This is a genomic window from Leifsonia tongyongensis, assembly GCF_010686705.1.
Taxonomy (GTDB): domain Bacteria; phylum Actinomycetota; class Actinomycetes; order Actinomycetales; family Microbacteriaceae; genus Diaminobutyricibacter; species Diaminobutyricibacter tongyongensis.
Genome location: NZ_JAAGWY010000004.1, coordinates 129,056 through 153,877, shown reverse-complemented (window position 1 = coordinate 153,877; position 24,822 = coordinate 129,056). Strand labels below are relative to the sequence as shown.

General features: G+C 68.2%; 17 protein-coding genes. 4 read left to right on the top strand and 13 right to left on the bottom strand.

What is annotated here, in order from left to right; genetic code table 11:
• Positions 1-49: 49 nt before the first annotated feature.
• Complete coding sequence (gene gabT, locus G3T36_RS16260) at positions 50-1,423, top strand: 4-aminobutyrate--2-oxoglutarate transaminase (protein WP_163290874.1); 1,374 nt, start codon at positions 50-52, stop codon at positions 1,421-1,423.
• Complete coding sequence (locus G3T36_RS16255) at positions 1,420-2,433, top strand: asparaginase (protein WP_163290873.1); 1,014 nt, start codon at positions 1,420-1,422, stop codon at positions 2,431-2,433. The genes gabT and G3T36_RS16255 overlap by 4 nt, the downstream gene beginning before the upstream one ends.
• A gap of 33 nt (positions 2,434-2,466) precedes the next feature.
• On the opposite strand, the gene G3T36_RS16250 is transcribed toward G3T36_RS16255, so the two are convergent.
• From G3T36_RS16250 to G3T36_RS16235, 4 genes are read right to left on the bottom strand one after another with little or no spacing between them, the layout of a single operon-like run.
• Positions 2,467-3,276: an ABC transporter permease gene (locus tag G3T36_RS16250; RefSeq protein WP_338031613.1), complete on the bottom strand. Its 810-nt coding sequence runs from the start codon at positions 3,274-3,276 to the stop codon at positions 2,467-2,469.
• On the bottom strand, positions 3,273-4,187 hold the full coding sequence (locus tag G3T36_RS16245) for an ABC transporter permease subunit (RefSeq protein ID WP_163290872.1): 915 nt from the start codon (positions 4,185-4,187) through the stop codon (positions 3,273-3,275). Before G3T36_RS16245 ends, G3T36_RS16250 begins: the two co-directional genes overlap by 4 nt.
• Before the next feature lies 1 nt (position 4,188).
• Positions 4,189-5,391, bottom strand: coding sequence for an ABC transporter ATP-binding protein (locus tag G3T36_RS16240; RefSeq protein ID WP_163290871.1), 1,203 nt, complete (start codon positions 5,389-5,391; stop codon positions 4,189-4,191).
• Positions 5,391-6,575 (bottom strand): ABC transporter substrate-binding protein, encoded by a 1,185-nt coding sequence (locus G3T36_RS16235; protein ID WP_163291109.1) that lies wholly within the window; start codon positions 6,573-6,575, stop codon positions 5,391-5,393. The genes G3T36_RS16240 and G3T36_RS16235 overlap by 1 nt, the downstream gene beginning before the upstream one ends.
• A 264-nt stretch (positions 6,576-6,839) precedes the next feature.
• Here G3T36_RS16235 and ald point away from each other — a divergent pair, with 264 nt between their 5' ends.
• Positions 6,840-7,958: an alanine dehydrogenase gene (gene ald, locus G3T36_RS16230; RefSeq protein ID WP_163290870.1), complete on the top strand. Its 1,119-nt coding sequence runs from the start codon at positions 6,840-6,842 to the stop codon at positions 7,956-7,958.
• A 16-nt stretch (positions 7,959-7,974) separates the two neighbouring features.
• Here the strand turns inward: ald and G3T36_RS16225 are convergent, their stop codons facing one another.
• The 9 genes from G3T36_RS16225 to G3T36_RS16185 form a co-directional block, all read right to left on the bottom strand.
• A complete protein-coding gene (locus tag G3T36_RS16225; RefSeq protein WP_338031612.1) occupies positions 7,975-8,511 on the bottom strand; it encodes an FHA domain-containing protein in 537 nt (178 codons plus the stop codon).
• Positions 8,512-8,576: 65 nt separating this feature from the next.
• Entirely contained in the window at positions 8,577-10,889 is a 2,313-nt protein-coding gene (locus tag G3T36_RS16220) for a DUF4129 domain-containing transglutaminase family protein (protein ID WP_163290868.1), read from the bottom strand.
• Position 10,890: 1 nt separating this feature from the next.
• Positions 10,891-12,234, bottom strand: coding sequence for a DUF58 domain-containing protein (locus G3T36_RS16215; protein ID WP_338031611.1), 1,344 nt, complete (start codon positions 12,232-12,234; stop codon positions 10,891-10,893).
• On the bottom strand, positions 12,231-13,202 hold the full coding sequence (locus tag G3T36_RS16210; protein ID WP_163290867.1) for an AAA family ATPase: 972 nt from the start codon (positions 13,200-13,202) through the stop codon (positions 12,231-12,233). Before G3T36_RS16210 ends, G3T36_RS16215 begins: the two co-directional genes overlap by 4 nt.
• An 82-nt stretch (positions 13,203-13,284) precedes the next feature.
• Positions 13,285-19,230 carry an Ig-like domain-containing protein gene (locus G3T36_RS16205; RefSeq protein WP_240148602.1) on the bottom strand — a complete coding sequence of 1,982 codons (5,946 nt, stop codon included), beginning with the start codon at positions 19,228-19,230 and terminating at the stop codon, positions 13,285-13,287.
• Entirely contained in the window at positions 19,203-20,627 is a 1,425-nt protein-coding gene (locus G3T36_RS16200) for a serine/threonine-protein kinase (RefSeq protein WP_163290866.1), read from the bottom strand. The genes G3T36_RS16205 and G3T36_RS16200 overlap by 28 nt, the downstream gene beginning before the upstream one ends.
• 188 nt (positions 20,628-20,815) lie before the next feature.
• Positions 20,816-21,652 (bottom strand): protein phosphatase 2C domain-containing protein, encoded by an 837-nt coding sequence (locus G3T36_RS16195; RefSeq protein WP_163290865.1) that lies wholly within the window; start codon positions 21,650-21,652, stop codon positions 20,816-20,818.
• Between the two features lie 37 nt (positions 21,653-21,689).
• On the bottom strand, positions 21,690-22,754 hold the full coding sequence (locus G3T36_RS20185; protein ID WP_163290864.1) for an FHA domain-containing protein: 1,065 nt from the start codon (positions 22,752-22,754) through the stop codon (positions 21,690-21,692).
• A gap of 60 nt (positions 22,755-22,814) precedes the next feature.
• Positions 22,815-24,251: a gamma-aminobutyraldehyde dehydrogenase gene (locus G3T36_RS16185; RefSeq protein WP_163290863.1), complete on the bottom strand. Its 1,437-nt coding sequence runs from the start codon at positions 24,249-24,251 to the stop codon at positions 22,815-22,817.
• An 88-nt stretch (positions 24,252-24,339) separates the two neighbouring features.
• Here G3T36_RS16185 and G3T36_RS16180 point away from each other — a divergent pair, with 88 nt between their 5' ends.
• On the top strand, positions 24,340-24,822 hold the full coding sequence (locus tag G3T36_RS16180; RefSeq protein ID WP_163290862.1) for an Lrp/AsnC family transcriptional regulator: 483 nt from the start codon (positions 24,340-24,342) through the stop codon (positions 24,820-24,822).

Here is a 24,822-nt window from a genome sequence, read left to right as displayed (position 1 = left end):
ATTCTGTCAGCAGCAGCGGACGGTTCGGGCCGGGCTAAACTTGCCCATCATGACTGAAACGCTGAGCACCGCTGCGTCCTCGGACGCCCCCGTCGTCTCCATCCCGCAGGAACGCCGCATCGTCACGGCGATCCCCGGCCCCCGGTCGCAGGCGCTGCACGAGCGCCGGCTGGCCGTCGTGCCGACGGGCGTATCCTCCATCCTCCCCGTCTACATCGCCAAGGCGAACGGTGCCATCCTCGTCGACGTCGACGGCAACCAGTTCGTTGACTTCGGCGCCGGCATCGGTGTGACCACCATCGGCCACACCGAGAAGACGGTCGTCCAGGCTGCAGCGGCGCAGCTCCAGGACGTCATCCACACCCTCTTCACGGTCACGCCGTACGAGGAGTACGTACGCGTCGCCGAGCTTCTCGCCGAGCACACGCCGGGCGACCACGCGAAGAAGACGGTGCTCGTCAACTCCGGCGCCGAGGCCGTCGAGAACGGCGTCAAGATCGCGCGCAAGTACACGGGACGCCGCGGCGTCGCCGTGCTCGACCACGCCTACCACGGCCGCACCAACCTCACAATGGCGATGAACTTCAAGGCGATGCCGTACGGCGCCGGCTTCGGCCCGTTCGCCGGCGACGTCTACCACGCCCCGAGCTCGTACCCCTACCACGACGGCCTGGGCGGGGCGGATGCCGCTGCGCGCACCATCGCCTACCTGGAGAAGATCGTGGGCGCGGCCGACCTCGCGTGCCTCGTCGTCGAGCCGATCCAGGGCGAGGGCGGCTTCATGGTTCCCGCAGACGGCTACCTCCCCGCACTCCAGGAGTGGTGCACCGCGAACGGCGTCGTGTTCATCGCCGACGAGATCCAGAGCGGCATGGCGCGCACGGGCGCGTACTACGCGAGCGAGCACTTCGGCCTGGTCCCCGATCTCGTGCTGAGCGCGAAAGGCATCGCGGGCGGGCTCCCCCTGGCCGCCGTCACGGGACGGGCCGAGATCATGGACTCGTCGCACCCCGGCGGCCTGGGCGGCACCTTCGGGGGTAACCCGGTCGCCGCCGCGGCAGCCGTCGCTGTGTTCGAGGAGATCGAGCGGAGCAACCTCCTGGCCGAAGGGCGCAGAATCGAAGCCGCCCTCAAGCCGGCGCTACTCGCCCTCCAGGAGAAGTACGACATCATCGGAGACGTGCGCGGGATCGGCGCGATGCTCGCCATCGAACTCGTCCAGCCGGGAACGGCGTCCACGACGAAGGAGCCCAACGCCGCAGCGGTCAGCGCGATCGCGGCCTACGCGGCGCAGCACGGCGTGCTCGTGCTCACCGCGGGAACCTACGGCAACGTCCTGCGCTTCCTGCCGAGCCTCGCCGTCACCGACGAGCTGATCGCCGACGCCGTCTCGGTGCTCGACGACGCTTTCGCGACCCTGTGAGCCTGGGAGCCACGCCGCTCGGCACGTTCACCGGAGCGGAAGCCGTCCAGCTCGCCGTGGTCGAACGCGGCGGCTTCGCCGAATCGCGCCACCTCGGCTCGGCCGTCGTGCTGGGTCCCGACGGCAGCGTGGTCAGGAAGCTCGGCAGCCCGGAGGCGCTCATCTTCCCGCGCTCCAGCATGAAACCGTTCCAGGCGATCGCCGTCATGGGCGCGGGCGTCCCACTCGACGGACCGGCAGCGGTGCTCGCAACGGCCAGCCACGGCGGCACCCCTGCCCACCTGTCCGTCGTCCGCGGACTGCTGGCCCAGGCGCAGCTTCCCGAGAGCGCCCTGCAATGCCCGCGCGACTGGCCCCTCGACGCAGGAGCGCGGGAGACCGTCATCCGCGCCGGCGAGACGAAGCAGCGCCTGTACATGAACTGCTCCGGCAAGCACGCAGCCATGCTGCTCGCCTGTGTGGCGAACGGATGGCCGACCGACACGTACCTGGACCCGCAGCATCCGCTTCAGGTGCGCATCCGCGAGACCATCGAACGCCTGACCGGCGAGAAGGTGGCCGCCACGGCGGTGGACGGCTGCGGCGCGCCCGTCTACGCCATGACGCTCGAGGCACTCGCACGCGGCATCCACCGGATCGCGACCGCGTCATCGGGGTCGCCGTTCGCGCTGTACCGCAACGCGGCCATCCTGAGGAACGCCGTGCTGGCCGACGGCTGGGCCATCGACGGCCCCGGCCGGGCCAACACCGTCGTCATCGATCGTCTCGGCGTGTTCGCCAAACTCGGCGCGGAAGGCGTGATGGTGATGGCCGCCGCCGACGGAACGACGGTCGCACTCAAGATGCTCGACGGAAGCCTGCGCGCCGCCTCGATCGTCGCACTGCGGCTGCTCGTCGACGCCGGTGCGATCGCGTCGGCCGACGTCGACGCTCTGACCCCGGAGCTCGACCTGGCCGTGCTCGGCGGAGGGGTGCCCGTCGGTTCCATCCGGGTGGCCTACCCGCAGTGAGCCCGGTCGCTGCGGGTAGGCGGCTCAGGGGGTCTAGCGGATGCGCGCGAGCCGTCTGGCCCGGGCCGCCGCCGTGATCTGAGTGATCAGCACGACGAGGATGGTCAGGATGAAGACGGCGGATGCGATCACGTTCGCCTGCGCCGGGATACCGCGCGACGCCGCGATGTAGATGTACATCGGGAAGGTCGTCACCGCCCCCGCGTTGAAGTTCGTGATGATGAAGTCGTCGAAGCTGAGCGAGAACGACAGCAGCGCGGCGGCGAGGATGCCCGGCAGCAGCAGCGGGAAGGTGATCCGCCAGAAGACGGCGTTCGGCGACCCGTAGAGATCTCGACCGGCCTCCTCAAGGGCGGGGTCGAGGCTCGCCACCCTGGCCTTCACCGTTACCACGACGAAGCTGATGCAGAACATCACGTGGGCGATGATGATCGTCCCGAAGCCCTTGTTCACGGCGAGGCTGAGGAACTGCGCGGCGAGGCCCGCACCGAGGACGACCTCCGGGCTGGCCATCGGGAGGAACAGCAGCAGGCTCGTCTGCGACCGGAACCGGAAGCGATAGCGCATGAGCGCGATGGCGATCATCGTGCCCAGGACCGTGGCGATCACCGTCGACACGATGCCGATGATGATGCTCGCTGCGAAGGCGTCGCAGATTCCCGGCGCATCGCAGACGTTGGTCCAGTTGCGGAGGGTGAACCCGCGCCACGCGATGTTGTTCTTCAGGGCAGCGTTGAACGAGAAGATGAACGTGTAGACGATCGGGATGAGCAGGAACGCGAGAGCGAGCACCGAGTAGGTGGCGAGGCCCAGCCCGCGGAACCGGAATCGTGCGCTTCTCACAGCAGGTCCTCCGTTCCGCTCCGCTTCACATAGAAGCCGACGATCACGAGGATGACCGCCATCAGGATCACGGACATGGCCGCCGCCGTCGGATAGTTCTGCAGCACCAGGAAGTTGCTCTCGATGACGTTGCCCATCATCGACGTGTCCGCGCTTCCGAGGAAGTCCTGCGATGCGTTGATGTAGTCACCTGCGGCCGGGATGAAGGTAAGAAGCGTGCCCGAAACGATGCCGGGCATCGACAACGGGATGGTGATCTTGCGGAACGTCGTGAACGCTCCTGCGTAGAGGTCGGAGCCCGCCTCGAGCAGCCTCGTGTCCAGTCGCTCCAGAGTCGAGTAGAGCGGCAAGGTCATGAAGGGGATGAAGTTGTAGGTCAGGCCGAAGATCACCGAGAACGGGGTGCCGGTGAGGTGTGCGTCCGGCGGCAGGATCGAGAGCGCCTTCAGCGAACTCGTGAACCAGGAGTCGTCGGAGAGCAGCTGCTTCCAGGCGAGGGTCCGCAGCAGGAAGCTGATGAAGAACGGGGCGATGACGAGGGTCATCAGCAGGTTCTGCAACAGCGGGAACCGGCGCACCTTGACGCCGATGAAATATGCAAGCGGGTAGCTGATGAGCAGCGCGCACACGGTCGCGATGAGCGCGTAACCGAACGACCGGATGATCTGCGGCCAGTACTCGGCGACCGCATCCGTATAGTTCTGCCACTGGAACGCTGCCTGATACTGGCCGATGTCGCCGCCCTCGACCGGAGCCTGGAACGACGTGATGATCAGCGAGACGAGCGGCGTGAGGAAGAACAGGATGAGGTAGAGCACACCCGGAAGCAGGAGCACCAGCGCGATCCCGCTCTTGCGGCGCTGTGCGGGCTCCTGTGCTGGAGCCGCCGTCGTGAACGCAGCGAGCGCCACGTCAGGCCTCCTCGAGCTCGGAGAGGAGCCGCTCCCTGGTCTGCGCTGCGACCGCCGCCGTGTCCGCATCCACCGTCTCGTCGGCCGCTGCGTCGACCTGGTCGTCCGCGAGCACGAAGGTATGGTCCGGATCCCAGCTCACCCAGACCTCGGACCCGAGAGTCACGACGGGGCCTGCGGCCATGTTCTGCGCGAACACGACGACGGTGCCGACACCGGGCACGTTCACCAGGTACTGGGTGCTCACCCCGCTGAACGAGACGTCGATGACGCGACCGGGACCGAGCTGGTTGCGACCGCCGGGGATGCTCGCCGCACCGGCGTGGAGCGACAGCTTCTCGGGGCGGACACCGGCTGTGACGCGGCCGGAGTGACGCTTCGCCCTGCTCTTCGGGACGACAAGGCGGTGCCCGGCGATGTCGAGAGAGATCGTCGACCCCCGGTCGTCGCGTACGGGGCCCGCGAACAGGTTCGACTGGCCGAGGAAGTTCGCGACGAAGACGGTCGACGGCAGCTCGTAGAGCACTTCGGGCGAACCCATCTGCTCGATCGAACCCTTGTTCATGACGGCGACCGTGTCGGCCATCGTCATGGCCTCCTCCTGGTCGTGCGTCACGTGCACGAACGTCAGTCCGACCTCGTTCTGGATCGACTTCAATTCGAGCTGCATCTGCCGCCGGAGCTTGAGGTCGAGTGCGCCGAGCGGCTCGTCGAGCAGGAGCAGAGCCGGGCGGTTCACCACGGCGCGCGCGAGTGCTACCCGCTGCTGCTGGCCGCCGGAGAGCTGCGCCGGGCGGCGGGCGGCGAGATGGTCGAGCTCGACCAGCCGGAGTGCCTCGTGCGCCCGGGCCACCGGGTCGGGGATCCTGCGCCTGCGCAACCCGAACGCGACGTTCTCGAGGACCGTCATGTGCGGGAAGAGTGCGTAGCTCTGGAACACCGTGTTCACCGGCCGCTGGAACGGTTTCGCCTGCGTCACGTCCTTGCCGCCGATGAGGATCCTCCCCGTCGTCGGCTCCTCGAGGCCGGCGACCAGCCGCAGCGTGGTCGTCTTGCCGCAGCCGGACGGCCCGAGCAGCGCGAAGAACGAACCGGCCGGGATGGTGAGGTCGAGATCCTGGATCGCGGTGAACCCGGGAAAGCGCTTCGTGATCCCGACCAGTTGCAGATCGGCGCCGGACTCGGCGAAAACTCCCCTGGCCATCAGGCGCCCAGGATCACCTTCTGGAAGGCCGCCTGGTATTTCTGTTCCTCGGCGGGGGTGAGCGAGCGGAAGATGTGCGCGTTCGAGAGGGTCGATGCGTCGGGGAAGATGAGCTGGTTGTCCGCCAGAGCAGGGTCGATCTTGACCGCCTCCTCCTTGGCGCCGACGACGGGGGTGATGTAGTTCACCCAGGCGGCGACCTCCGCTGCGACGGCGGGCTCGTAGTAGTAGTTGATGAGCTCCTCGGCGTTCGACTTGCGCGGCGATCCGATCGGGATCACGAAGTTGTCGCTCCACAGCGTGCCGCCCGCCTCGGGGATGGCGAACTCCCAGTTGTCGCCTGCCTCGGCGTTCAACTGGGTGATGTCGCCCGACCAGCAGATCGCAGCGAGCGTGTCACCGCTCTTGAGGTCGTTGAGGTACGAGTTGCCCTTGATGTTGCGCACCTGGCCGTCGCTCACCTCTTTGGTGAGCTTGTCGATGGCCTTCATGTACTGGTCGTCCGTGAACTTCTTCGAGATGTCCACGCCCTGCTGGAGCATGATGAGGCCCATCGTGTCGCGCATCTCGCTGAGCACACCGACCTTGCCCTTGAGGCTCGAGTCCCACAGGTCGTCGACCGACTTCAGGCCGTTCGGAACCTTCTTCTTGTTCCAGCAGATCCCGGCGAAACCGCTCTGCCAGGGCAGCGACTTCTTGCGCCCGGGGTCGAAGTCGGCGTTCGCGAGCGCCGGTGTGAGGTTCTTCTTGTTCGGGATCTTCGCCTCGTCGAAGGTCTGCACGTAGCCGAACCGGATCAGGCGCGCGATCATCCAGTCGGTCAGGCACACCGTGTCGGCGCCGATGTCCTTGCCGAGCGCCAGCTGGTCCTTGACCTTGGCGTAATAGGTGTTGTTGTCGTCGACAGCGACGTCGTACTTCACGGCGAGGCCGGACTGCTTCTGAAAGGCCTCGAGTGTGGGGTATTTGCCCGCGTCGTCCTGGTCGAGGTAGGCCTGCCAGTTGGCCCAGGTCAGGGTCTTGTCGCTCGACGACAGGTCCTTGGCCGCCTTCGGCTTGGTGGATCTGGCGCCGGTGGAACACGCGGCGAGCGCGAGCGCGGCCGCGCCGGCGCCCGCGCCCGCGAGGATGCCCCGGCGTGTGACCTGCGACTGACGTGCGTGCTGGATGAGGTTCTGGATCATCGGGTCCTGTGGCAGCTGCCTCGAGTTCACGTCGGTGACTCCTTCGATACGACTAGGGTTGCGTATTCTTTCCGCGACGATGCGGTGGATCGATACTTGCACAGGCACAGGGCGGAGCGCAGCAGTTAGTGGGGAAATCGCCCATTTGGAAACATAAACTTTACGAAATCAGCACCGAAGGGCACGTTCGTCGGTCGAAATCGTTGGTCGGACGGTTTACGCTTGTTGAAGCCGAACGGTCAACGCAGATGTGTTAGGAGCACCATGAAGGTCGCGATCCCCCGCGAAATCAAGAACAACGAATTCCGGGTGGCGATTACGCCTGCAGGGGTCCACGACCTCGTCGGCAACGGTCATGACGTGTTCGTCGAGACGGGCGCCGGAGTGGGCTCATCCATCCCCGACGAGGCATACGTCTCGGCCGGAGCCACGATCCTCCCCGACGCTGAGAGCACCTGGGAGATCGCCGAACTGCTCCTCAAGGTCAAGGAGCCGGTCGAGTCCGAATACCGGTTCTTCCGCCCCGACCTGGTGCTCTTCACCTACCTCCACCTCGCCGCCGAGGAGGAGCTCACGCGCGCCCTCCTCGCGTCCGGCGTGACGGCCATCGCCTACGAGACCGTGCAGCTCCCCAACCGCTCGCTCCCCCTGCTCGCCCCCATGAGCGAGGTGGCAGGGCGGCTCGCCCCCATCGTCGGCGCGAACACCATGATGAAGCCCAACGGTGGTCCAGGCCTCCTGGTACCCGGGGTCCCGGGAACGCATCCGGCTGTGGTGACCGTGCTCGGCGGCGGTGTGGCCGGCACCAATGCGACGAGCGTCGCCGTGGGCCTCGGCGCCGAGGTGACGGTGCTCGACACGAACATTGCGCGGCTGCGCGAGCTGGATGCCCTCTACGCGGGCCGCATCAAGACGATCGCGTCGAACAGCTTCGAGATCGACAAAGCCGTCGTGGCCTCCGACCTGGTCATCGGGTCGGTCCTGGTCCCGGGAGCGAAAGCCCCGAAGCTCGTCAGCAACGAGCTCGTGTCGCGGATGAAGCCGGGCAGCGTCCTCGTCGACATCGCCGTCGACCAGGGTGGATGCTTCGCCGACTCCCACCCGACGACCCACGCCGATCCGACCTTCGCGGTGCACCAGTCGCTGTTCTACTGTGTCGCCAACATGCCGGGCGCCGTGCCCCACACGTCGACCTACGCGCTCACCAACGCGACCCTCCCCTACGCTCGCGCGCTCGCCAACCGCGGCTGGCGTGAGGCCCTGTCGGCCGACCCCTCGCTCGCTGTCGGGCTCAACACGCACGCGGGCATCGTCACCAACGACGCCGTCGCCGCGGCGCACGCACTCACGGCGGGAACGGTCGGCTCGGCTATCGCCGGCTGAACCCCGGGGACGGCGATCAGTTCACATCGAAGTACTGGTCGCCGATCTCGACGCGCGTGCCTCGGGCGACGCGGTACCGTCGCCCCGGCTCGAACTGGCGGGTGACGCCGCCGGGCGGTCGCACGATCGTGCCGTTGCCGGAGTATCGGTCGCAGAGCCAGAGTTCGTCGCCCTCGAGGCCGAACTCCAGGTGCGTCTTGGAGACCGAACGGCCCGGATCGGTGATCGCTATGAGCTGATCGAAGCTCTCACCGGGCTGCGCGATCGGACGACGCCCGAGCAGGCCGTCTCCGCGCACGGTGACGATCTCGCCCGTGCTGAACGAGAGCGTGAAGGTGTGATGGCCACCCGCCGGCTCGGCGTCGGCAGGCATCGCATGAGCCGGGTCGGGAACGATCGGGGCCGACTCCACAGAGACCACCGCCTGCCGGCCGCCGTCGTCCGCTGCGGGGAAGCGTCCGACCACCGCCGGCTTCGGCAACGGCTCGACGATCGTCGTGTCCGACGTCCGAGGGTCCACGACCACCGGGGGCCGCACCCGCGTGGCTGTCACGGAACTCCCGCATTCCCCGCAGAAGAGCGCGCCCTCAGGCAGTTCGCTGCCGCACACCCTGCAGTTCATCGTCGGGTCTTTCGAACCGTGCGTCCACGGCTGGCGCCGAGCGAACGCAGCGAGATGAGGGCGACGAACCGGCGCCAGGGCGTCAGGCGCCTGCCGAGCGCCCGTCGGAGGTCGTCGACCGCGCGCCAGACCGTGTCCGCCTCCTCCGGGCTCGGCGCTGCGGGACCGAAGACGGCGCGGTCGGCGACCGAGGCGAGGGCGGCCGTTCGTGAGCCGCCGACCGTGCGGGCGAATTCGCTCCGCGTCGCCGACGGGGGCGGATTGTAGCCGTGGTCGATGGCGGCGTCCGCGAACTCCCGCCAGCCTCCGCTGATCCTGTCCACCGATGTCGGCGCCGTCCTCCGCAGGGTGCGCCTGCGCCATTTCGCCCCGATGATGGCGAGGAACGGCGCCGATACGAGCGCCATCCCCAGCAGCGTCCATCCCACGATCGTGAGCACCGCGAGGATGGTCGCCAGCAGCGGGTCCGCGTTGTTCTGGTCGCTGTTGTCGACCTGAGCCTGGGGAGGATCGTCGCGCTGGCTCTGAGTGTCGTCCACCGGCGGCAGGACGTTCGTCTGCGGCCGCGAGATCTGCGTGGGTGTCTCCGGCTGCTTCGGCGGGATCGGGCGGATGGGTGGGGTCGGGTCGACCGTCACCCAGCCGGCTCCGTGGGTCTGCACTTCGATCCACGCGGAGATGTCGGCGCCCGTGAGCGTGACCGTACCTCCGGCCGGCGCACTGGACGGTGCGACGAAGCCCACGACGACGCGGGCGGGGAACCCGAGCTGCCTGGCCATGAGGGCCGCCGTGACCGCGTACTGCTCTTGGTCGCCCACCATCGGATCGTCGGTGAGGAGCTGCGTGATCCGGTCTGCTCCGTGGCCGGAACGGCTGACCGGTTCGTTCGGGCCGATCCCGTGGCTGATGTAGCCGTCGGCCTGCAGTCCCTTCAGGGCTGCGGCAAGCTTGGCGCCCGGCGTCGTCTGGGCCGACGAGTACTTCTGCAGGGCCTGCGTCAGCTCGTCCGGCACAACGGCGGGTTTCGGCACGGGCGCGGTACCCGGCTGCGCATCGACGAGCTGGGCGGGTGTGAGCTGAGGTTTCACCACGGCGTCCAGCGTGTAGGCGTCGCCTGAGCGGAGCCCGCGCGTCACCGCCCCCGTGCCGGTCGTGTCGTTGTAGTAGAACGAACCGGTCAGGGCCTCGGCGTCACCGCCGGCGAAGGTGATCTGCTGCAGCTGACCGCTCCCGGGAACCCACACGCCGGAGTACCCGCGCACCGCGACCGTGATGGTGTCCTTCGCGCCGTGGACGCCCGACTGTTCGAGACGGGACGGTACCCGGGTGAACGATCCGGACGCGCTCGAGACCTGGTCGGTCCCGACGGAGTAGACCACGCCGTCGTAGGTGTCGAGGGTGGCGACGCGGATGCGGCGGTCCGCGGGCAGACCGCTGACGGTCAGCATCGGCACATCGGACTCCGCCGGCTCCAGGTAGTTGCGGAACCCGCTCAGCGGGCTCGCGTAGGCGCGGGGGTCGAACGGCTGCTCGATCGCCGTCCTCACGACCTGGCGGTCGACGCGCGCGGGCAGCACGATGGCGGCGGCCGTTCCGGCGACACCCGCCACGACGAGGATGACGGCGGCGCCGACCACCGTCCGCACGCCGGCGAACCGTCGCTCCCGCGGCGTCTCCACCAGCACACCGGTGTGTTCCGCGAGCAGCCCGATCGAGGCCGACCTCCGCTGCCAGCGGAACCAGATGAGCCAGACGAGCAGAATGGCCATCAGGCCGAGGTTGAGCGCGATCGGGAGCGAGGACGATCCGGGTCCGAGCAGGATGCCGGCGGCCAGGAGCGCGACAGGGGGAAGCGCAGCGAGCTCGCCGTGCTTCGCCCGGAGCGCGACGGTCAGGCAGACGACGATCGCCAGCAGGGTCAGGATGAAGGCGGGCACGAGCAGCGCCTGGTACGACCCGACCGGCAGCGAGATCGTGACCAGCTGCTTCCAGCTCTCCCAGGTCGCCGTCAGCAGCGAGCTCAGGCCTTGCCCGGTCGGCAGGATGCCCCCTGTCGCTTCGCTGGGGATCGCGAGGGGCACTCCGAGCACGACGTAGGCGGCGACCGCCGCACCGGCCACGATGATGCTCGGCCACCGGAACAGGGCCCCGCACAGCGCGATGGCCGCACCGACGGCGAGGGTGACCGCCAGCATCGTCACGAAGGCTGCGTCCTGGTAGACCGGCCAGAACGATGCCGCAGCGAGACCGGTGGCCAGCAGTGCGAGCACGACGTTGATCACGATGAAGCCGGCGCGTGTCCTGTTCATGTCACGCCGCCATCCGCTTCGCCAGGCTCTTCTGGAGGTCCTCGAGGAACCCGATCGTGAGCACGCTGAGCTCGGCCACGCGACGCAGCCGCGGCGTCGCGCCGGTGTCGCAGACGACGGCGACGACGTCCACGCCTACCGGGAAGTGCGCTGAGGCGGACCGCAGCTGTGCCGGCGTGACCGCCGATCCGCAGACCAGGAACGCGATCGACGTGCCGGCGGCGCCTTCCGCCGCGATCCGCGCGAGCTCGGGCACCCGGAGCGCCGCATGGGCGGTCTCCACCGCTGAGAGGTCGTCGAGGAGCCGCCCGCGGTTGAGCGTGCTGATGCGCCGGACGGCGTGCACCGTGCGCTTGGCGAACTCCGGCGTCTCCTCGCTCGCGACCACGGACAGCGTTCGCGAATCGTGGATCGCGCGCACCCCGAGCGACGCCGTCGCACTGACGGCGAGTTCGAACTCGTCGGGCGTGGCGTAGTCGAATTTCGACAGGCTGAGCGCGACGAGCAGGTGGCTGCGCCGCGTCTCCTCGTACTGCCGCACCATGTAGCTGCCGGTCTTCGCCGTACTCTTCCAGTGGATGTTGCGCCGCTCATCCCCCGGCACGTATTCGCGGAGCGCATGGAAGGCGACATCGCTTGCGGTGAGATCCCTCGTCGGCGCCCCTTCCAGGTCGCGCACGAAGCCGGTGCTCATGCTCGGGATGGCGATGGTGCGCGGATGCACGAAGAGGTCGAGCGATTCCGCCCACACCACTTCACGCCGGAGCAGGCCGACCGGGTCGGCGCGGACCGTGCGCACGGGACCGATCGGGATGATCCCGCGCCTCGAGGTCGGCACCAGGAAGACGTCGCTGTGGCTGTCGCCTCGCGGAAGGGACGGCGCGGCGAATTCGGCCAGGCCTTTCCCGACGGGCACTTCGACCCGCACGCCGGGCAGGCGGCGACGTGTCGGGTTCGCCACGATCACTTCGCCCGGCGCCTTGTCACCGACCACGACGCGGTTGCCGGGGAGACCGAGCGTGACGGCGTAGGCGTTCCGACCCGCGAGGTACAGCGTGGCGATGCCGATCATCACCAGCGCTGTCCAGCCGACGACGACCGCTTCGACCCAGCCGAGCAGGTAGCCGGCCGCGAGCGAGACGATCCCGACGACGATGATCGACCAGCCGAGGGCGGTGATCACCCCGGTCAGCCAGGCCCAGACGCGCGCGATCGCCGCGCCTGCCGCTCGCGTGAACCGTACGAGTGCGATGATGGTGTCCGCGAGCAGGCCATCGCGCGTGCCGACAATGCGGGCACGCGCGTTGGTGAGCTCCGTCTGGGTGAGTTTCGCGGTGTTGGTCACACGGCGGGCCGATCGATCGGTGGTGCGGTCTCGATGAGGATCTGGGCTATGACGCTCGACGACGTGACGCCCTCGAACTCCGCCTCCGGGTCGAGGACGAGTCGGTGGGCGAGCACCGGCTCCGCCAGGGACTTGATGTCGTCGGGGGTCACGTAGTAGCGACCGCTTGCAGCGGCCAGGGTCTTGGACGCACGCACGAGCGCGAGTGCCCCGCGAACGCTGACGCCGAGCCGGACCTCCGCCGCCGTCCTGGTCGAATCCACCAGCCGCGAGACGTAGTCGTTGATCGAGGCGTCGACGTGGACGGATCGCGCGAGAGCCGCCATCTCGACGACCGTGGCCGCCGGGACGACCTCCGGGACCACGATCTCGTGCGCCTTGCGCTCGGATCCCTCAAGGATGCGGATGGTCGCCTCATGGTCGGGGTACCCGATGGACGCCTTCATGATGAAGCGGTCGAGCTGCGCTTCGGGGAGCCGGTAGGTCCCCGCCTGCTCGATGGGGTTCTGGGTCGCGATGACCATGAACGGACCGGCGACCGGATGCGTCACGCCGTCGACCGTCACCTGGCCTTCCTCCATCACCTCGAGCAGCGCGGACTGGGTCTTCGGGCTGGCGCGGTTGATCTCGTCGGCGAGCACGATGTTCGCGAAGACCGGTCCCCGGTGGAATTCGAAATTGCCGGTGCGCTGGTCATAGATGTTGACGCCGGTGATGTCACCGGGCAGCAGGTCGGGCGTGAACTGCACACGGTTGCTGGTGCCGCGCACACTCTGGGCTATCGCTCGCGCGAGCGAGGTCTTCCCCGTGCCGGGGTAGTCCTCGAGAAGCAGGTGCCCCTCGCTGAAGAGTGCCGTCAGTGCGAGCCGGATGATGTGCGCCTTGCCGAGAAGCACCCGGTCGACGTTCGACACGATGCGCTCGAACACGTCCGAGAACCAGGTGGCCTGTTCCGGCGTCATCGTCATACTGGGGTCTCTTTCGATCGTGCTCGTCTGCGGGGCACTGCTCATCGGCGGCGTTCCATTCATCAGTATGGTGGGCGAGGGGCTATCCAAGGTCGGCACTCCTCCAGCTGTGTTCGTACGGGGTCGAGACACCGGGGACTCCGACGTACACGATCAGCGTCGGGTTGGTCTCGATCGGCGTGACGGTGCACGTCGGGGTCTGGCCGACGGCGGGCATGTCGGTGCGGGTGGCGCCCCCGTCGCAGCTGAACCGCACATAGTCGTACGCGCCGGTCGGCCATCCGGTCCAGCTGAAGGTGCGCGCGACCGGGTCGTAGCGTGCCCCGCTGAGTTGTGTGCTGACGGGCGTGCCGAGCGGCTCCTGGAACGTGCCGCTGCAGATCGGGTCGGAGCCGGGGTACAGGTCGCACACCTGCACGTGAAGAGTGAGCGAGACGCCGTAGTGACGGGTCCCCGCGGGCGCGAGCACCCCGCCGCCGAGCCCGAGCTGCCCCGACTCGTTCACGCCGTTGCCGGTCAATACGTAGTTCACGACGCTTCCATTGGTGCCGCCGCCCGCCCGGTAGGTGACCCCGGTGAGCGTGAAGTCGAACAGCCCTGTGCCGTCGTCGGTGGGCGGCGAGGTCTGGGCGTCGGTGGGTGTCCCGGGGGCGAGCCGCGGAACCGCCTGGACGACCGGGGCGGCCGTGCATCCCTGCCCGTTGTAGGCGTACACGATGAAGGAGTACGTGTGGTTGGGGCTGAGCCCGGAGAAGTCGACCGAGCTCCCGTCGACCTGCTTGAACCGTGGTCCGAGGTTGTCCACCGTGAGCACGGGCTGGCCGTTCTCGACGCCGGTGACCGTGCAGGACGGCGCGTTGTTCCCCTCGTACACGCCTGCGAAGTAGGACTGGATGGCGCGGCCGTTGTCGGCGAAGGCCCCGCCCCAGCTGAACGTGGCCGAGCGGCCGTCGCTCCTGCTCGGGGATGCCACCGGAACGGCGCCGGTGGCGATGGGAGCACCGGCCGGCACACCGCTTCCCGTCGTCTGGTTCCAGGTCGTCCTGCCTGCGTAGAAGTCGTTCCGCGAAGCGATGCTGATCGGGACGCTCGCACCGTTCGAGACTCCCGCGTCGGTGAGGTTGAGGGAGTATGCCGTGCCCACCCCGTCTTTACCGGAGACCGAGAGCGATGCCGTCACACTGCCGAGTGTCAGAAGATAGGACGTGATCGGGCTCGCGCCGGAGGCGTCCGCCGGCTTGGTCCAGGTGAAGCGCAGTCCGTGGTCGAGCGGGGTGGTCGACACGTTGGCGGGGGCCGTCGGTACGAGGTCGGACCAGACGGCGTCGGTGTACGGAACCGGGTCGGAGAGCCCGAGAGCATTTCGCGCGGCGACGGTGATGTGGACGGCGTTGTCCGGCCCGTTGCCCGGCGTCGGAACGGTGCAGGTCGTGCTCACGCAGGTGGTCACCCCGAAGACCTGGCCGTTGTCGGCGCGGGTCACCGTGAGGTCGTAGCCGAGGATCGGCGAGTTGTTGTACGCCCCGGGGATCCAGGACAGCGTCAGCGCCCGGTCGGCGAACGTCGTCACCTGCACGTTCGACACGGGGGCGGGGCGATCCTGCACCGAGACGGTGACCGTGCCCCAGGCGTAGCGGGCGGGGTCGCCCGTCGCATCCGACACTTCGTACTGCAGCGTGGTGTCCACCGGGGCCGCCGTGGGCGAGACCGTCACGCTCAGTGTGCTCTTGTCCGCACTCGGCGCGATGGTGACCCCTGCAGGAAGGTTCGAACTGGTGAGCCCGCGCACTCCGATGACCTTGAGCGGCTTGTCGGGGAACGGATTGGTCGCGTTGTCGTTGGCCAGCACGTCGACCGTCGTCGTCTTGCCTCTCGGCGCGATCACCCGGTCGGCCGCCGGGCTGGCGAGCGGCCGCGTCGACGGGACGACGTTGAGGTCGATCCTCCCCGCCTGGCCGGCGTTGATCGCATCCTTCACGCCGACGGAGATCGACGGATGCGCTCCCTTGGGCGTGTTCGCATCGACAGCGATCGTCAGCTTCTGCCCGTCGAGGCTCAGGTTCACGCCGGCGGGCTTAGGCTCCTGGACAGTGTAGACGAGCTCGTTCTGGTCTTTCGCGTACGGGTAGCTGGTCAGCTTCGCCAGGTTGATCGTCTTCGACTGACCCGGTTCGAAGTCGATGAGGGCACCGGTGAACACGGGCGGCTGGTTCTGTCGCGGCGTCACCGTGATGGGCAGCACGATGGTCGCGACGTTGGCGTTGGGGTCGTTGTCGCTCGACCCGTCCGTCACCTGGAACGAGATCGAGGCGGTGCCGAAGTAGCGTGCCTCGCTGGTGAACTGGAGGGTGTCGTTGTTGACCACGAGATCGTCGCCGTTCGCGTGTGTTGCACGCACGGTGGCTGCATCCGTCAGCCGCACCTTGCGGTTGCCGACCGCCACGATGTAGTCGTTCAGGTGGATCGTCAGCTGCTTCTCGCTCGGCACGCTCAGTTTCGGCGCACCCCGCTTCAGCTGGGGCAGCGCGTCGTCGTACCCGGGCACGCGCACGAACGCGTACGCGGCGATCTTGTCGTCGTCCGGGTGGGCGACCCTGAAGGGGATGATCTGGCTCTTCGCCGTGATGGCGATGCGGATGCGCTTGCCCGAGGTCACCTCGGCGTTGTTGCCGTACCCCGGGACGACGCTGAGCTTGAGACTGCCCACCGGCCCGTCCGCGAAGAAGACGTTGGCGAGCACGTTCACCGACACGGTGCGCTTGCCGAGGATGTCGGAGAGCCCGAGAACAGTGTCGCTGGCGACAGGCCGCGCGAGGGGCGCATCCTTGCTCACCGTCACCCTGATGAAGTTCTCGCTCGTGCCCCCGCGCTCGTTCTGGATCGTGTAGAAGAAGCTCGTGACGCCCTCGGTCTTCGGAGCCTTCACCGTCACGATGCTGCCGACGATCTTGGCCGTCGCCTTGCCGTCCAGCGAGGTGACCTTCGTGATCGACAGGGGGCTGCCGTCGGGGTCGGAGTCATTGGCCAGGACCTGGATGGAGAGGGTCTTGCCCGGGCGCACGGTCACGTCGTCCTCGACGGCGACCGGGTTGCGCGCGCCGTCGATCCGCGGCGCGATGCCGACCCTGATGACGCCTGTCGCGCGCGCGCCGAGCGCATCCACCACCGCATAGGTGAACGTGTCCGTTCCGGCGGAGTACTCCCCGGCCTGGTAGTCCATCCAGTCGGGGCCCGAGGCGATGACGGCGCCCTTCTGGGGGTTGGTCTCCTGTCCGATGAGCTGAACGGAGTCGCCGTCGGGGTCGATCCCCGACAGCGGGATGGTGATGCGCACGGTGTCGCCGGAGAGGACGCGGGCCGTCGCGGTCTTCGGCACCGGCGGATTGTTCGTCGCCGCGTCTCGCTCGCGGACCGAGATGCTGACTTCGGCGGTCGCCCACTGGCCGTCCTCGCCCGTGACCCGGTAGACCGCGGTGAAGTTACCCGGCTTCGACGGCGCCAGGTAGCGCAACTGGTTTCCCGAGGCGAACAGCAGGCCCGCGCCGGCCGGCAGCGGCGATGCCAGCGTCGGATCCAGTGTGAGCTTGTCGCCGTCGGGCTGCACGTCGTTGGCCAGGACAGGGATGTCGGCCACGTCGCCGACCCGAACCGAGACCGTGTCTGGGTTCGCGATCGGCGGCTGGTGGATCGTCAGTGGCGGCAGCATGACCACCGTCACCGTGCCTTCGGTCTCGGCGAGGCCGTTGCTGATGCGGTAGTGGAAGTTCACCGGAACGTCGAGCGGGCGGTTCAGTGTCACACGGAGGGTGCGCTGGCCGAGGATCTCGACACGCACCCCGGTGGCGGCGGGCGGTGGAGTCACGGCCGTGATCAGGAGCACGCCGCCCGACGGGTCGAAGTCGGTGGCCAGCACGTCGACCGACTGGGTCGTCTGCTCGCGGATGAACGCGGTGTGCGGCACCGCCACCGGCTGGGTCTTGGCGCCGGGCGGCGCCTTGACGTCGATGCGGATCGAACCTGTGGCGGTGAGCACACCGTCGGTGACGGCGTATTCGAGGTTGTGCGTTCCCACCTGATCGCTGGTGAAGCGGAACGTCCCACCCTGGAAGTCGGGGGTGATCGTCGAGTCCGCTTTGGCGGGCACGTTGCTGAGCCGGACCGTTCCGGTGCCACCGCGCACATGGAGGAGCGGGGAGATCGTCACCTCCTGGCCCTGGTAGGCGAGCACGGCGAAGGGATCGGCGATGATCGGCACCGAGCCGGGCGAGCGTACCGTCACCGACAGCGTCCCCGTGCCGTCGGCCCTCGAGTCGGAGACGACGAGCGAGACGTCCTTGAGCGTCCCGCCCCTGCCCTTGTCGGAGTACGCGACCGAGCCCTGCGGGGTGAAGGTGACGGCATCCGGTGCGGGCACGGTGGCCGACGCGAGGAAGAACGCGTCGCCGTCGGGGTCGTAGCAGTTGCCGAGGACCTGGCTGGTCACCCGGCCGCCGGACTGCACGACCGCCTTCGCGGTGCGCGTGCACACAGGTGGCGAGTTCTCGTCGGGCAGCCGCACGGTGACCGTCACCGTGGCCGACGCACTCCCGCCGTGACCGTCGGAGATCGTGTACTGGAACGAGATCCGCCCCGTGGCGTTCTCGGGGAGGGTGATCTGCAGCTGCTGGTCGCTGTTGACCAGCTCGACGGTCCCCTGCTGGGCAGGAATGCCGGTGAACGAGTCGATCACGAGGACATCCCCGTTGGGGTCGTAGTCATTCAGCAGCACGGGCAGCGGGGTGACGCGCCCCGGCCGCGCGCCGAAGCTGTCATTGATCGCCACAGGCGGCTGCTGCGCCTTCGCATACTGGGGAGGCCTGTCCTGTTTGCTCTGGTCGACCTGCTCCTGGTTGTTCTTCTTCTGGACGAGCTGATCCCAGTTGTCGATGACGGCGTTGCCGTTCTGCACCGCCCAGGCCACACCCGACTTCGCGTCGTTCAGCACGACACGCGGTCCGTTTGCGCGGAAGGCGAGGGACGCACCGGGCGGCAGCTGCGGCAGCGCCCGTGTCGATCCGGCCGCGCTGTCGGAGCAGGCGGACCAGCTCGAACCGCCCGTCCAGGCCGCGTACGTGCATCCGCCGACCGTGATCGGAGGCGCCGGGAGACCGGAGCGGCCGCTGACCCGCAGCACCGGCGGCGAACCGTCGAGAGGAACGCGGATGAGGCCCGTCGACGTCGCGATGGCAACGCTGTCACCTGTGGTGCTCGGCTGCTGCAGCACCGGGTCGGTCGACGTTCCGAGGATCGGGGCCAGGTCGACGGTGCGGCCGTGGAGGTACAGGACGCGCCGATCGGGGTCGAGGAGCGCCCAGCGGCCCGCGACGGTCGTGATGGTGTCGTCGACCCCTTGCGCCGCCTGCGGCACGCGCTCCGTCGTGCTGACCGTGTCGGTGCCCGACGTGTCGATGCGGTGCACTACCCCCGTGTCCGGAAGGAACGCGTAGAGCACGCCTGACGCATCCATCGTCGTCGTGGCCGCCCCGCCGAGATCGAGCGTGGGCGCAGCACCGGAATTGAAGTTGGAGAGGTCGCCGACGGTCGTCAGCCAGACCTGGCCCGTCGTCTGCGAGGTGATCGCGACCCGGTTTCCGGCCAGGTGCACGGAAGGCCTCCGCGGGGGCAGCGGCATGCTCTTGCCCGCCTCGCTCGTGGCCGGGTCCACGACCGCGACGGTATTGCTCTCGGAGTCGACCAGCAGCACGTTGGTGCCGTCCTGGACGACGTCGAGCGTGCTCCCCGTGGCAGGGACCACCGTGTTCAGGCTGTCGATCTCCGTGTTCGCCCGCCCGATCGATTTCTTGGCGCCGCTTGCGACCCACACCGCCGCATCACCCAGGTTCATACGCTGGGCGCTGTAGCCGCTCGACACGACGGCCATCGTCGTCACCAGTGCGACGATCGCCGTACCGCTGGTCGCTGTCGCGACGAGCGATTTATGCGCTGCGAGCCACGATCCGATCATGAGCCGCCGGACCGTTCGACGCATTTCTGCGCGCTGGGCTGGCCGGTGCGCCCGTCCCGGTTGACGGTCACGGTCACGCAGACCCGCTCCCCCGGTTTGGCGTCGACCCGGAACTCCGTTCCGCGCTGGATGCTCGGCGGTGAGTCCCCGACCGCGACCTGGTAGGCGTCGTCGGGCTGGAGCCCGGGGTCGGTCCACGTGAACACGACCGTTCCCTGGGTGAGCTGACCGGAGAGGTCGCGCACCGTGGGGATGTCACTGCTCGACCCCACCCGCACCAGGACGAGTGTCGCCGTGATGGCGAGCGCCACCACCAGCACCGAGCACGCTGCGATCGACAGCACGAGCGCGCGCGACCACCGCGACGGAGGCGCCTGCGGCGGTGTATCGGCGCTGCCGAGGGTCTCGCGCACGATGGTGCTCGACGGAGCGCGCGAGGTCGATCCTCCGCCTCCCGTCCGGCGCCGCCGGGTTCCCGCCGGGTCGACCGTCACAACGCCTTTGATGCGGGTGCGGTCCTCCGGGTCAGCGGCCGTCGCGAGCGCCCAGTCATCCATGGCCACTTCGATCGGCGTCTGGGCGAGCCCGAGCTCGGTCTCGACCGCCTGCAGTTCGCGGATCAGTTCGAGGACCGAGTGCTGCCGGGAGTTCGGCTTCTTGGACATCGCTCGCTCGAGCACGGCGATGAGGCGCGGCGGCACATCGGCACGGTCGATCGGCTGCGGGCGGCCCCTCGTGATGCGGGAGATCAGCTCGGCGGACGTGTTCTCTTTGCCGGGAACCTCGAAGGGCGATCGACCGGCGAGCAGCGAGTAAATGGTAGCGCCGAGCGCCCAGACCTCGCTGGCGATGGTGCCCGACGTCTCGTCGAGCAGCACCTCGGGCGCCGACCAGGGGATCGAGAGCCCGATGGCCTCCGTGACGTCCGCTTCACCGAGGGTGGCCGCGATTCCGAAGTCGCTGAGCACGGGATGCCCGTAGACGGTGGTCAGGATGTTGGAGGGCTTGATGTCGCGGTGGAGCACACCGGCGCGGTGTGCCGTCTCGACGGCGCTGGAGATACGGATGCCGATGCTGAGCACCGTGGGCACCGGCAGCGGCTCGGTGCGATAGCGCTGGCCGATCGCGGCAGAGCACAGCTCCATGACGAGGTACGGGCGCCCGTCGGCGGAGACGCTGGCCTGGTAGACGGTGAGGATCGACGGATGCGTGCTCAGCTGGGCCATGAGGTTCGCCTCGGCCTGGAACATCTGTCGCACCTGGCTGGTCACGACTTCGGCGAGCATGACCTTCACGGCCACCTGGCGGCGAGGGAGGTTCTGCTCGTAGAGGAAGACATCGGCGAATCCGCCGGACCCGAGGACACGGACGTACGAGAACCCGGGAAGGTTCGGTGGCTGGGATGGCAGACGCCTGGCCATTTCGCCTCCCGTATGAAGTCGTGCACTCCGGTACGTCGTGCTGCCTGTGTCGGATCCGTCAACGCCGCCGGTACGGGTTGAACGGCAAACGTTTCCCTATTCTAGGCAGGCGCAGATAACGGTCCGGGGCGCCTATCCCCGTTGTGGACAACTTAAACACCCCCAACTCGGGGGACAAAGCCGGGGGGTCAGTGCCTCCGGACCGCCCGGCGCGACAAACCCTCGCCGCGTGCGCCGCTCTCCGGCGTCTCCAGAACGTCGACCACGACGACGGTCACGTTGTCGCGCCCGCCGTTGCCGAGCGCCGCATCCATCAGCTGCTGCGCCGCATCGAGGGGGGACGAGCCCTCCCGCAGGAAATGGCGGATGCCGTGCTCGGTCAGCTCCTTCGTCAGCCCATCGGAGCAGACCAGCAGGCGCGTCCCCGCGACGATCGGGATGAACCAGTAGTCGGGCACCGGATCTTCATTCAGGCCGACGGCACGGGTGATCACGTTGCTGTGCGGGTGCACCTCTGCCTCCGCCGGCGTGATCGCGCCCGCGTCGAGCAGTTCCTGGACGATCGAATGATCAATCGTCAGCTGTTCGAGCACGCCGTCGAGAAAGCTGTACACCCGCGAGTCGCCGATGTTGAACACGAGCCAGTACGGGGCCCCGTCGACGAGGGTCAGCGCAAGACCGGTGACGGTCGTCCCCGTCCCGAGATCGGTGTGCCCGACACCGCGACCCATGTCGTCGACCGCCGAGCGGAGGGCGTCGTTGATCGCGTCCTCCCGGACGAAGTCGACCGAGACCTGCTCGGCGAGGCGGGTAACCACAGCCGTGCTGGCGAAGTCACCGGCCGTGTGGCCACCCATGCCGTCGGCGACAGCGAAGATCGGGGAACGCGCGAGCAGACTGTCCTCGTTGACGGAACGACGGTATCCCTTGTCGCTCAATGCCGCCCAGGCGAGGCCGACGCGGGCGCCCGAACCTCCGGGCACAGCCACATTGTGGCGTCTGTTGCTGCGACCGATCTGGGTCACGCGCATCCTCTCGTTGTCGTGCCTGACGAGTAGGTCATCACGGTTCATCCCGTGCAGGGGTGATCTCGATGATATTACCGTCGCCGATGTCGACCCGGGCGCCAGGCAGCACCACGATCGACTCGCCGGGTTTCAGCCGGCTCTGTAGTCCTTCCCGCGACGACACCAACGTGCCGTTGGTCGAACGGAGGTCGGTGACGACCACCGTGTCGCCCACCTGCTCCAGCTGGACATGCGTCGACGACACCTGCTGCTGGCGCGACTCCACTTCGATGAGCCGCGGCTCGACGCCGGCGAACACCCGCGGAGGCCGCGGGCTGCGGCCGATGAGCACGGGAAGATCGAGATCGATGGGGTCGGCCGAGCCGACGCGGAATCCGAGGACCCCATCCGGTGCCTGGGCCAGTACGGCTCGGCGCCCGGCGCGCACCGAGTCGTTCATCGTCGGGAGCGGGATGGCGGCCGTGACCACGTCGACGACCGGCGGGGGAACACGCTTCGGCCGGATGACCGTCTCGTCCGTCTCGCCCTCAGCCGGCGCCGGTGCGACCGATTCGGGTTGTGGTCTCGCGTGCGGGGCGGCCTCGGCAGGTTCGTCGACGCGCTCGATCGGATGCGTCGACCAGACGAGCAGCTCGCCGTCGACGACGCCCGTCCCGAGCGGAAGCGCCCCACGGGCCGCCGTCGCGACCGGCCCGGTGGGATGGTCGTCGTCACCGAGCACCAGGCCGATGACGGACCGGAACTCGGCGAGCACCCACGGCTGGGTTCCCCGGGCGGAGAAACGGCGGGAGCCGCCCACCGAGAACACGTCGATGCACGCGCTGCCGCGCACGACGGCCGTCACGTGCCCTTCCCCCGTCTCGTGCTGCACGGCGATCGTCGCGGCCGCGAACGACCGGACGGCGTCGTCCCCGACGAGTGGGAACGCCCCGACCACCGATTCGATCGTGGCGAGGTCGGATTCCGCGAGCCACCAGAGCGCATCGACGACCGAATCGCTCGCGGTGCTGTCGAAGACGGCGACGAACGTGCGGCCCGAGACGAAATGCCACTTCGATCGGCCCGCGCTCGGCGCGTACCGCGTGTAGCCGGGGGTCACTGCTGCTGCCTCCTGCTGCCGGCGATGCGTGGGTCGGCCGCGCGTTCCATCCGCTGCGGCCTATGAGCCGATGTAGCTCATGACGTGTTTGATCCGAGTGTAATCTTCGAATCCGTACATCGAGAGGTCCTTGCCGTAGCCGGAGTGCCGGAATCCACCGTGCGGCATCTCGGCGACGATCGGGATGTGGGTGTTGATCCACACGCAGCCGAAATCGAGGCCCTTCGCGAAGCGCATGGCCCGGCCGTGATCGCGCGTCCACACCGACGACGCAAGGCCGTACTGCACGCCGTTCGCCCACCGCAGCGCCTCCGCCTCGTCGGAGAACTTCTGGACGGTCTGGACCGGCCCGAAGATCTCGCGCTGCACCGCCTCGTCGTCCTGTCTGAGGCCCGACACGATGGTCGCCTCGTAGAAGTAGCCGCTCGAACCCTGGCGGTGGCCGCCCAGCTGCACCGTCGCGTGATCGGGCAGCCGGTCGATGAAGCCGGAGACCTGGGCGAGCTGGTTCGCGTTGTTGACGGGACCGAACAGGATGCCGTCCTGGTCCGGCGCGCCGGTCGTCGCATTCTCGCGCGCGTAAGCGGTCAGGGCGGCGACGAACTCGTCGTGGATGCCCTCCTGGACGAGCAGCCGCGTGGCCGCCGTGCAGTCCTGGCCCGCGTTGAAGTACCCGGCCGCGACGATGCCCTCGACGGCCGCGTCGATGTCGGCGTCGTCGAACACGATGACGGGCGCCTTGCCGCCGAGCTCCAGATGCACGCGCTTCAGATCGAACGAGGCGGCGCGTGCCACCTCCATCCCCGCCCGCACCGAACCGGTGATCGAGATCATCTGCGGGATCGGGTCCTGCGTCATCGCCGCACCGGTCGTCCGGTCCCCCGTGATCACGTTGACGACCCCGGCCGGGACGAATTCAGCGATGATCTCGGCGAGAAGGAGCGTGGACTGCGGCGTCGTGTCGGACGGCTTCAGCACGGTCGTGTTCCCGGCCGCGATCGCCGGCGCGAACTTCCAGACCGCCATGTTCAGCGGATAGTTCCAGGGCGTGACCTGGCCGACGACGCCGATCGGCTCGCGGCGGATGAACGACGTGTGGTCCTTCATGTACTCGCCGGCGCTGCGGCCTTCGAGGTTCCGAGCGGCGCCGGCGAAGAAACGGATCTGGTCGACCGACAGGAGGATCTCGTCGTCGACGAGAGTGGACCGGGGCTTTCCGGTGTCCTGCGATTCGAGATCGGCGAACTCCTCCGCACGCGCCTCCATCGCGTCCGCGATCCGGAACAGCGCGAGCTGGCGTTCGCCCGGCGTGGTCTCTCCCCACACCTCGAATGCGTCGCGAGCGGCCGAGAACGCTTCAGCGACATCGGCCTCGGTCGACACGGGTGTGCTCCCGTAGACCTTCTCGGTCGCCGGGTCGATGAGGTGGATGCGCTCCGTTGCGCGGGATTCGGCGTAGTCACCGTTGACGAAATTGCGGAGTTCCTGCGTTTCCATGCCGCGAGTCTACTGATTTCGTCTGTGAAATGGGTCGAAATATACGGAATCACTTGCTGAAGGTGGATCTCGCTGACAGAATCGACCCATGAGCACCCTCAGGGCGTCGACGCCGGGCAAGCCGATGCAGATCGACGACGTGTCCAAAGCGATCATCGAGCAACTCCAGGCCGACGGCCGACGCTCCTACGCGGAGATCGGCAAAGCGGTCGGGCTGAGCGAGGCCGCCGTGCGCCAGCGCGTCCAGAAGCTGACGGAATCCGGGGTGATGCAGATCGTCGCCGTGACGGACCCGATGCAGCTGGGCTTCTACCGGCAGGCGATGATCGGCGTCCGTGTCAGCGGTGACACCCGGGTCGTGGCCGACAAGCTGGCGGCCATGCCGGCCGTCGACTACGTCGTGCTGACGGCCGGCACGTTCGACATCCTCGCGGAGGTGGTGTGCGAGAACGACCTCGACCTCATCACCATGCTGAACTCGGAGATCCGCACCCTCGACGGTGTGCTCTCGACAGAGACGTTCGTCTATCTGAAACTCCACAAACAGTTCTACAACTGGGGAACGCGGTAA

Excerpts from the sequence above, each read along its gene's own strand:
- G3T36_RS16210 (WP_163290867.1), bottom strand. The coding sequence starts at position 13,202 with ATGACGATGACGCCGGAACAGGCCACCTGGTTCTCGGACGTGTTCGAG.
- G3T36_RS16200 (WP_163290866.1), bottom strand. The coding sequence starts at position 20,627 with ATGGCCAGGCGTCTGCCATCCCAGCCACCGAACCTTCCCGGGTTCTCG.
- G3T36_RS16220 (WP_163290868.1), bottom strand. The coding sequence starts at position 10,889 with ATGAACAGGACACGCGCCGGCTTCATCGTGATCAACGTCGTGCTCGCA.
- gabT (WP_163290874.1), top strand. The coding sequence starts at position 50 with ATGACTGAAACGCTGAGCACCGCTGCGTCCTCGGACGCCCCCGTCGTC.
- G3T36_RS16180 (WP_163290862.1), top strand. The coding sequence starts at position 24,340 with ATGAGCACCCTCAGGGCGTCGACGCCGGGCAAGCCGATGCAGATCGAC.
- G3T36_RS16235 (WP_163291109.1), bottom strand. The coding sequence starts at position 6,575 with ATGATCCAGAACCTCATCCAGCACGCACGTCAGTCGCAGGTCACACGC.
- G3T36_RS16240 (WP_163290871.1), bottom strand. The coding sequence starts at position 5,391 with ATGGCCAGGGGAGTTTTCGCCGAGTCCGGCGCCGATCTGCAACTGGTC.
- G3T36_RS16185 (WP_163290863.1), bottom strand. The coding sequence starts at position 24,251 with ATGGAAACGCAGGAACTCCGCAATTTCGTCAACGGTGACTACGCCGAA.
- ald (WP_163290870.1), top strand. The coding sequence starts at position 6,840 with ATGAAGGTCGCGATCCCCCGCGAAATCAAGAACAACGAATTCCGGGTG.
- G3T36_RS16205 (WP_240148602.1), bottom strand. The coding sequence starts at position 19,230 with ATGCGTCGAACGGTCCGGCGGCTCATGATCGGATCGTGGCTCGCAGCG.